At 64.7% G+C, this 7,893-nt stretch carries 8 protein-coding genes and 1 pseudogene; 5 read left to right on the forward strand and 4 right to left on the reverse strand.

What is annotated here, in order from left to right; translation table 11 throughout:
* Positions 1-205 precede the first annotated feature (205 nt).
* Both EN781_RS19040 and EN781_RS19045 read right to left on the reverse strand, forming a co-directional pair.
* Positions 206-658 carry a thiol-disulfide oxidoreductase DCC family protein gene (locus EN781_RS19040; protein WP_126057276.1) on the reverse strand — a complete coding sequence of 151 codons (453 nt, stop codon included), beginning with the start codon at positions 656-658 and terminating at the stop codon, positions 206-208.
* 179 nt (positions 659-837) lie between these two features.
* Positions 838-984 (reverse strand): hypothetical protein, encoded by a 147-nt coding sequence (locus EN781_RS19045; RefSeq protein ID WP_126057275.1) that lies wholly within the window; start codon positions 982-984, stop codon positions 838-840.
* Between the two features lie 363 nt (positions 985-1,347).
* Here EN781_RS19045 and EN781_RS19050 point away from each other — a divergent pair, with 363 nt between their 5' ends.
* Together EN781_RS19050 and ligD are read left to right on the forward strand one after the other, a co-directional pair.
* Positions 1,348-2,211 carry a Ku protein gene (locus EN781_RS19050; protein ID WP_126057274.1) on the forward strand — a complete coding sequence of 288 codons (864 nt, stop codon included), beginning with the start codon at positions 1,348-1,350 and terminating at the stop codon, positions 2,209-2,211.
* 12 nt (positions 2,212-2,223) lie between these two features.
* Positions 2,224-4,740 carry a DNA ligase D gene (gene ligD, locus EN781_RS19055; protein ID WP_127400228.1) on the forward strand — a complete coding sequence of 839 codons (2,517 nt, stop codon included), beginning with the start codon at positions 2,224-2,226 and terminating at the stop codon, positions 4,738-4,740.
* Between the two features lie 14 nt (positions 4,741-4,754).
* Here the strand turns inward: ligD and EN781_RS19060 are convergent, their stop codons facing one another.
* Positions 4,755-5,429 (reverse strand): winged helix-turn-helix domain-containing protein, encoded by a 675-nt coding sequence (locus EN781_RS19060; protein WP_126057272.1) that lies wholly within the window; start codon positions 5,427-5,429, stop codon positions 4,755-4,757.
* A gap of 172 nt (positions 5,430-5,601) precedes the next feature.
* On the opposite strand from EN781_RS19060, the gene EN781_RS19065 reads away from it, so the two are divergent.
* Entirely contained in the window at positions 5,602-5,970 is a 369-nt protein-coding gene (locus tag EN781_RS19065) for an NIPSNAP family protein (RefSeq protein WP_126057271.1), read from the forward strand.
* Positions 5,967-6,311: an antibiotic biosynthesis monooxygenase gene (locus EN781_RS19070; protein WP_126057270.1), complete on the forward strand. Its 345-nt coding sequence runs from the start codon at positions 5,967-5,969 to the stop codon at positions 6,309-6,311. Before EN781_RS19065 ends, EN781_RS19070 begins: the two co-directional genes overlap by 4 nt.
* A 9-nt stretch (positions 6,312-6,320) precedes the next feature.
* Here EN781_RS19070 and mbfA read toward each other — a convergent pair whose 3' ends face one another.
* The gene (gene mbfA / locus EN781_RS19075) at positions 6,321-7,304 is read right to left on the reverse strand and encodes an iron exporter MbfA (protein WP_126057269.1); all 984 of its coding nucleotides are present in this window, start codon (positions 7,302-7,304) and stop codon (positions 6,321-6,323) included.
* A gap of 173 nt (positions 7,305-7,477) precedes the next feature.
* Here mbfA and EN781_RS19080 point away from each other — a divergent pair.
* Positions 7,478-7,800 (forward strand): annotated as a pseudogene (locus EN781_RS19080) (hypothetical protein).
* Positions 7,801-7,893: the final 93 nt, after the last annotated feature.

Below are 7,893 nucleotides of genomic sequence, written 5' to 3' on the forward strand. Positions count from 1 at the left end.
GTCTTCTCCCGTTTTCTCGAAGGCCGCGTCATCGCCGGCCTGACCAATGTCGCCTGGGCCAGGCGGATTTCGACAGGTGCTACGAAAATCTTTCGACCCGCGCGGCGCCTTGCGCAAGCCGGCGGCGATGATCCGTGAATTTGCGAGGATTGTCGGGAGGCCGAATCTCGCCGCCGGCCAGGCTCCGACCAGCCGTGGCGGGATTCTAGCCGATCAGCCGCTCCCGCAGTTCCGGCGACGGGATCTCGCAGCTGCCCGTCCTGCCGAACAGGGCGTAGCGATTCTTGGCGATGCGGTCGTAGAACCAGTCGCGCAGCGGCCGCGGCAGGGCGAGCAAAACCTTCGCCGTGCGCCATGGCCAGCCAAGCTCGGCCATCACGGCGATGAAGCCGTCCAGTTGGGTGAAGGCCTTTCCGTCGATCAGGGTCAGGCTGGTATCGTAGCTGTCGGTCGCCAGTCCGTGCTTGCGAAACAGCGCTTCGCCGAACGGCGACTGCGCCGTGGCGAAACGAAAGCGCTTCCCGCGGTCGAACCGCACCACCGTCCGCACGAAACCCGAGCAGAACACGCAGACGCCGTCGAAGACGATCAGCGGCTGGGTTGCATCGTAAGCTTGCGGCGGAGGAAGGGGACGCTTCGGTTCGGGCAGGTCAATCATGTCGGCCCCGGCTGCTGGTGTCGTCAGACACTAAGCCAGCCGGCGGCGGCGTCAAAGCGGTGGCGTTGTCGCACGCCGCCGACCGGCCAGCGCGGGGCGCTCGGCGCGATAGGTGGTTGCGCGATGGCTGTCGGCCGGTTTGCAGATCCGGCTGTCATGACGGCTCTCCAGCGTCATGATCAGTGCGCGCTGATGCCGAGCGAGTTGCCGCGGCGGGCGCAGGCCGGGCCTGGGCCGCGCATGTAATAACGCTCAGGCCGATAGGTCGGCGCGACGAATTCACGGATGGCGGCGGCGTAGCCGGCAATGTGGTTCCAGAACTTCATTTCCCTGTCCCTGTCCCGATTTCGGATGTCCCGTCCGAATTGCGGGCATCATAGCGTCGAGGCGTGAATAGTCGGTGAACGTGATGTTAATTTCTGGTCCGAAATGCCCCGCTTCGTGGCCGGAATGCGGCTGATTCGGGGTCTTTCCGAGCCATTTGTCGGCATCTCGCCCAATGTGACTTTTGCATCACATATGTTTCGCCCCGATGTCGGTTGAGCGCGGTTCTGTTTCAATCGCGGGCGCCTCGACGAAATTTCCGTGCGCCGCCCGGGAAAGTCAGGACCCAGCCTGGAGGCGGCCTCCCGGAACCGGAGCGGGTTCTGCCCGTTCTCGGTTCAACCACCCTGCTCACGGAGTTCGTCATGGCGCCGCGCCCGGCCTGGAAAGGCTATCTCAAGCTGTCGCTGGTCACTTGCGCCATCGAGCTGACCAACGTCGTCACCCACGCCGAAAAGGTCTCCTTCCGCATCCTCAACCGCAAGACCGGAAACACCGTGAAGCGCATCTATGTAGATGCCGAGACCGGCAAGCCGCTGGAGGAAGGCGACGAGATAAAGGGCTATGAGGTCGAGGACGGCGAGTTCATCCATATCGAGGAAGACGAGATCGAGGCCGTCCAGATCGAGTCCTCGCATACGATGAGCCTCGACGGCTTCGTCGACAAATCCTCGATCCGGCAGATCTACCTCGACACGCCCTATTATGTCTCGCCGGCGGACAAGGTGTCGGAGGAGGCCTTTGCCGTCATCCGCGACGCCATGGCGGGCAAGAAGATGGCCGGCCTCGCCCGCATCGTGCTCTACCAGCGGGAACGCCCGGTGGTGATCGAGCCGCTCGGCAAGGGCATGGTGCTGACCACGCTGCGTTACGACAACACAGTGCGTCAGCCCGACAGCGTCTTTGGCGATATCAAGCCGGTCAAGACCGACGATGAGATGATAGACCTTGCCGAACACATCATCGACCGGAAGGGGGCAAAATTCGATCCGTCGAAGTTCGACGACCGCTACGAGGATGCCCTGCTCGAGCTGATCCGCGCCAAGAAGGCCGGCAGGAAGGCGCCAAAGGCCAAGGCGCCGCCGAAGCCTTCCAATGTCGTCAACCTCTTCGATGCGCTGAAGAAGAGCCTGAACGCGGAAGGCGCGGGCAAGGCCGCGTCGAAGGCGAAGGCAAAGCCAAAGGCCGGACGGGGCAAGGCCTCCGCTCCGCGGCGCAAATCGGCATAGGAGGCCGCAGCCATGGCCAGCCTCGAGCAGTATCGGGCCAAGCGGGATTTCAGGAAGACCGCCGAGCCGGCCGGCAAGCTGTCGCGGAGCGGCAAGAAGGCCGCCGGCATCTTCGTCATCCACAAGCATGCGGCGACCAGGCTGCACTACGACCTGCGCCTCGAGCATGACGGCGTGCTGTGGAGCTGGGCGGTGACGCGCGGCCCGAGCCTCGATCCGCATGAGAAGCGGCTGGCCGTGCACGTCGAGGACCATCCGATCGATTACGCGCCGTTCGAAGGCACCATCCCGAAGGGCGAGTATGGCGGCGGCTCGGTCATCGTCTGGGATGAGGGCAAATGGATTCCGGAAGGCGATCCGGCCAAGGCGATGAAGAAGGGCCATATCGGCTTCGAGCTGGAAGGCCACAAATTGCATGGCCGCTGGCATCTGGTGCGGCTGAAGCCGCGCTCCGGCGAAAAGCGCGACAACTGGCTGCTGATCAAATCCGACGATGCCGCCGCGCGCCCCGGCGAGGACATCCTGAAGCAGGAGCCGAAATCGGTGAAATCCGGCCTGACGATCGAGGAGGTCGGCGAGGGCAAGACGGCCAAAGGCGCGAAGCCGAAAGTCTGGCACTCCAACAAGCCGGCCGCCGGCAAGGCAAGAGCCGGGCCTGCCAGCCGGCTGGAGTTCATCGAGCCGCAGCTCGCCACGCTGGAGAAGGATGCGCCATCCGGCGACGATTGGCTGCATGAAGTAAAATTCGACGGCTACCGCATGCAGGCGCAGGTCGCCGGCAGCGAGGTGAGGCTGCTCACCCGCGCCGGCCTCGACTGGACCTCAAAATTCGACGGCCCCGTCACCGCCGCGCTCGCCGGTCTGAAGTGCCGGGAAGCCGTCATCGATGGCGAGATCATCGTTCTGGCCGACAGCGGCGTGTCGTCCTTCGCCCTGCTGCAGGCCGATCTGTCGGCCCGCCGCGGCGACCGCTTCGTCTACTATGTCTTCGACCTGATGCGCCTCAACGGCGAGGATCTGCGCCGCGAGCCGCTGGTCGAGCGCAAGCAGGCGCTGGCTGAACTGCTCGGCGACCAGCCGGAAGATTCAGCGCTGCGCTTCAGCGACCATTTCCATGAGCCCGGCAAGATCATGCTGCAGCATGTCTGCCGCATGGGCCTGGAAGGCGTGGTTTCGAAACGCGCCGACGCGCCTTACCGCAGCGGTCGTGGCCTCACCTGGGTGAAATCGAAATGCACGCTGCGCCAGGAATTCGTGATCGGCGGCTATCTGCCGTCCGAGAAGACCGGACGCGGCCTGCGTTCACTGCTGGTCGGCTATCACGAGCGCGGCAAGCTCCACTATGCCGGCCGCGTCGGCACCGGCTTTTCCGGCAAAATGGCCACCGACCTCAAGAAAAAACTCGACGGCCTCACGGCAAGAACCTCGCCCTTTTCCGCCGCCGTGCCCAAGGGAAAGGGCCTGGTCTGGGTCAAGCCTCAACTTGTCGGCGAAGTGGAGTTCCGCAGCTGGACCGCGGACCGTATAATACGTCACGCCTCGTTCCAGGGATTGCGCGAGGACAAGCCGGCGGAGGAAGTCGTGCAGGAAAAACCGAAGCGGGCCTCCGGCAAGGGCGAAAGCGATGCGGGCGGCGGCACGGCGACGCCAAAGGCCGCCTCGGCTGGAGTGGCAAGGACGTCGGTGAAACTATCCCATCCGGACAAGCTGCTGTGGCCCGACGAGAAGGTCTCCAAGCTGGACCTGCTCGACCATTACGCGCTGGTCTGGCCGCGCATGGAACAATTCGTCGTCAACCGGCCGCTCAGTCTGGTGCGGGCGCCGGACGGCATTGGCGGCCAGCGCTTCTTCCAGAAGCATGCCTCGCCCGGCATGAGCGACAAGATCGCCCGGATGAAGGATCCGACCGATGGCGAGGAGATCCTGTTCATCAAGGATTTCGACGGGCTTGCCGCGCTGGTCCAGTACGGTGTCGTCGAGGTCCATATCTGGGGCTCAACCGTCGACGAGCTGGAGAAGCCCGACCAGATCATCTTCGACCTCGATCCCGACGAAGGCGTCGACGTCAAGGCGGTGCGCGAGGCGGCGCTCGACATCCACAAGCAGCTGGACGAGCTGTCGTTGCCCAACCTCGTCAAGACCTCCGGCGGCAAGGGCTATCACGTGCTGGTGCCGCTGAAGCCGTCGGCGGACTGGGACGAGGTCAAGGACTTCGCCCATGATTTCGCCCGCGCGCTGGAGCAGGCCGCGCCCGACCGCTACACCGCGACGCTGTCGAAGAAGGCGCGCACCGGCAAGATCTTCGTCGACTATCTGCGCAACGGCCGCGGCTCGACGACGGTCGCCCCGTACTCCTCGCGCGCCAAGAAGGGGGCGACGGTGTCGATGCCGGTGACCTGGCCGGAACTCGAGAAGGGTCTGGCGCCGAATGCCTTTCCGCTCGGCGATTCCACGACGCTGAAGCAGCTGGGTGAAGCCAATCCGTGGAAGGACTTCTTCAAGCTGGGCAAGCCGTTGAAACGCGGCTGATCACGGAAGGCGCATCAGGCGAGAAACACCTTCTCGAACGCCTGCCTGCCCGGCGGCGAAAACACCACGGCGCGGCTGTCCTTCTCGCGTCGGGCCCATTTCTCGGCGATGATCTTGTCGAGGATGGCGGCGCCCAGCGTGCCGGCGAGATGCGAGCGCCGCACACTCCAGTCGAGACAGGCGCGGCAGACCGGCCGTCGCGCCTTGGCCTCGACATCGATGCCGAGCGCGGAAAAATGCGAGGCCGCTGCCGGGCCAAGCCTGATTTCGCGGTCGTGCCGTAGCAGGACCTTTCGGTCGACGAGTCGGTCGAGCATCGCCACCGCCTGCTCGCCGGCGAGATGGTCGTAGCAGACCCGCGCCACCCGCATCGCCGCGTCGCGTGGCCCCGGCCGCACGCGCTTCGGGCCGACGGCCTCGGCGACGCCGATGATCGCTTCGATCATGCCCGCCACTTGCGGCCCGGCAAGCCCGTAGTAGCGGTGCCGGCCCTGGCTGGCCAGGGTCAGCAATCCACCCTCCATCAGCTTCGACAGATGCGAGGAGGCCGTCGGAAGCGACACGCCGGCCTCGAGCGCCAGTTCCGATGCGGTCAATGCCGTGCCGCCCATCAGCGCGGTGAGCATGTTGGCACGGGCCGGATCGCCGACCAGGCTGGCGGTGCGGGCAATGTCCGGTCCTTCGCGCATAGTTTCATCTCCATCGAAGCATTCTCGCCAGAAAACCACTATCCTGCGGTCAGATCAAGGAGATGGCGACGACGCTCCTGACATCGGATTGCCTATCACACCCGAAGCGCGCGATGCTTCGAGCGTGCTCTAACTGTCGCCGCAGCAAACCCAAGCCGACGAGGAGACGACCATGACCATCACCTGCTTCATCCGCTACGAGATCGACCCGTTCGGCAAGGCGGCATTCGGGCAATATGCCCGCGCCTGGGGGCAGGCCATCCCGCGCTGCGGCGCCGACCTCATCGGCTATTTCGCGCCGCATGAAGGTTCGGCCACCACCGCCTATGCCGCCTACAACATCGAGAACCTCGCGGCCTACGAAGCCTACCGCGCCCGGCTTGCCGCCGACCCGGCCGGCAAGGCGAACTACGAATTCGCGCGGCGCGAGAAATTTATCCTGAAGGAGGACCGCATCTTCCTGAGACTGGCGTCAGGTCCGCATGGGCCGCGGCAGATGTTCCAGACCGACGTCACGGTCAAGGAAGGGATGGAAGCATGATCGCCGTCATCTTCGAGGTCGAGCCGGCTCAGGGAAGGCGCGATGCCTATCTCGGCATCGCGGCGGCGCTGCGGCCCCAGCTCGACGGCATCGACGGCTTCATCTCGATCGAGCGCTTCCAGAGCCTCGCCGATCCGAACCGCGTCCTGTCGCTGTCCTTCTGGCGCGACGAGGACGCGGTGAAAGCCTGGCGCAACACCGAAGAGCACCGGCAGGCGCAGAAGGCCGGCCGCGGCGGTATATTTGCCGGCTATCGTCTGCGCATCGCCCACGTCGTGCGCGACTACGGCCTCACCGACAGGACCGAGGCGCCGCAGGATAGCCGGGCGGTGAATGGGTGAGAGAAGGTGCTACGCATTGCCGATCAGCACGCCGGCCGCGAAGACCAGCGCGCCGCCCAGCACCACCTGGAACGCGGCGCGCCAGAACGGCGTCTGCATGTAGCGGTTCTGCACAAAGGCGATCGCCCACAATTCGAAGAACACCACCACGGCGGCGACCGCCGTCGCCGTCCAGAAGAACGGGATGAGATAGGGCAGCGCATGCCCGAGACCGCCCAGCGTCGTCATGATGCCGACGGTCAGTCCGCGCTTCAGCGGCGAGCCGCGGCCCGACAGCTTGCCGTCGTCGGAGGCGACTTCGGTGAAGCCCATCGAAATGCCGGCGCCGATCGAAGCGGCCAATCCGACCAGGAAGGTCTGGAACGTGTCGTGCGTGGCGAAGGCGGCGGCGAAGATCGGCGCCAGCGTCGACACCGATCCGTCCATCAGCCCGGCCAGTCCCGGCTGCACATAGGTGAGGATGAACTGGCGCTGCTCGGCCGTCGCCTCCTCGATCTTGATCTCGCCCGGAACATGCTCCTGTTCCAGTTGGTGAGCCGAGCTCTCATGGCCCTGCTCGGCCACCGCCAATTCGTCGAGCAGTTTGCGGGTCGAGGCATCGGTGGTGCGCTTGGCGGCCTCGACATAGAAGCGGTAGGCCTGCTGTTCCATCGCTTCGGCCTGCCGGCGCACGGCCTCGATGCCGAGCGGCCTGACCAGCCAGTCGGGCTTGCGCTCGTAATAGCCCCTCACGTGCTCGCGCCGGATCAAGGGGATGCGCTCGCCGAAACGCTTGCGGTAGACCTCGATCAGCGAATCGCGGTGGCCGTCCTCTTCCTCCGCCATGGCCTCGAACACCTTGGCCGATTGCGGGAAGTCTTGCGCCAGCCCGTCGGCATAGGCGCGGTAGATGCGCCCGTCATCCTCCTCCGAGGATATGGCCAGCGCCAGGATCTCCTGCTCGTTGAGCGAATCAAAGGAACGGCGGCCGAAGCCGAAGACACGGGAAAGCATGAGCAAGTCACCCTAGATTAGAATTATTCTAAACTAGGGTTGGACCCGCGGCCGGTCAATCGCGCATTGCGGGCGTGCGCAAGATTTGTTGATCCGGTTGCCGGCGGGGCCTTCTTTATTACCGAACGTTCACCTATATAGCTGAACTTAAGCCAAAAGAAAGGAATCCCCGGATGCCGCCGAAAGAGCATGCGCACGCCCTTGATCCGAAACCTGTCCTCGATCTCATCGCCAGCATCGAGGCCGACCTGCAGCGCCTGAAAGGCCTGGTCGAGCAGCAGGTCGAGAAATTCGATCCCGCCAATCCGCACAACAAGTCTCCCGACGGCAAGCTGACGGAAGAGGCGTCGAGTGCTGCTACCGCATGTTCGACAATGGCAAGTCGCGCTATTCGGTCGCTCAGCAGATGAAGATTTCGTTCGCCGCCGCCACCCACCGCTTCAACACCTGGCGCAAGCTCGGCGGCAAGAAGCGGACGCCAACGCTGCTGGGGTGAGCGGGGCGTTCGCAAGGACCGCGATTGGCCGTGGCCACATTCCCGATCCATGCCGTGACGCTAAGGCGTTGCAGCGGTTACAGAATTCTGCAC

The organism is Mesorhizobium sp. M4A.F.Ca.ET.090.04.2.1 (assembly GCF_003999085.1).
Classification (GTDB): domain Bacteria; phylum Pseudomonadota; class Alphaproteobacteria; order Rhizobiales; family Rhizobiaceae; genus Mesorhizobium.

What these genes read in the sequence shown, in the direction of transcription:
- EN781_RS19045 (WP_126057275.1), bottom strand. Translation starts at nt 984, where the DNA reads ATGAAGTTCTGGAACCACATTGCCGGCTACGCCGCCGCCATCCGTGAA.
- EN781_RS19050 (WP_126057274.1), top strand. Translation starts at nt 1,348, where the DNA reads ATGGCGCCGCGCCCGGCCTGGAAAGGCTATCTCAAGCTGTCGCTGGTC.
- EN781_RS19060 (WP_126057272.1), bottom strand. Translation starts at nt 5,429, where the DNA reads ATGCGCGAAGGACCGGACATTGCCCGCACCGCCAGCCTGGTCGGCGAT.
- EN781_RS19070 (WP_126057270.1), top strand. Translation starts at nt 5,967, where the DNA reads ATGATCGCCGTCATCTTCGAGGTCGAGCCGGCTCAGGGAAGGCGCGAT.
- mbfA (WP_126057269.1), bottom strand. Translation starts at nt 7,304, where the DNA reads ATGCTTTCCCGTGTCTTCGGCTTCGGCCGCCGTTCCTTTGATTCGCTC.
- EN781_RS19065 (WP_126057271.1), top strand. Translation starts at nt 5,602, where the DNA reads ATGACCATCACCTGCTTCATCCGCTACGAGATCGACCCGTTCGGCAAG.
- ligD (WP_127400228.1), top strand. Translation starts at nt 2,224, where the DNA reads ATGGCCAGCCTCGAGCAGTATCGGGCCAAGCGGGATTTCAGGAAGACC.
- EN781_RS19040 (WP_126057276.1), bottom strand. Translation starts at nt 658, where the DNA reads ATGATTGACCTGCCCGAACCGAAGCGTCCCCTTCCTCCGCCGCAAGCT.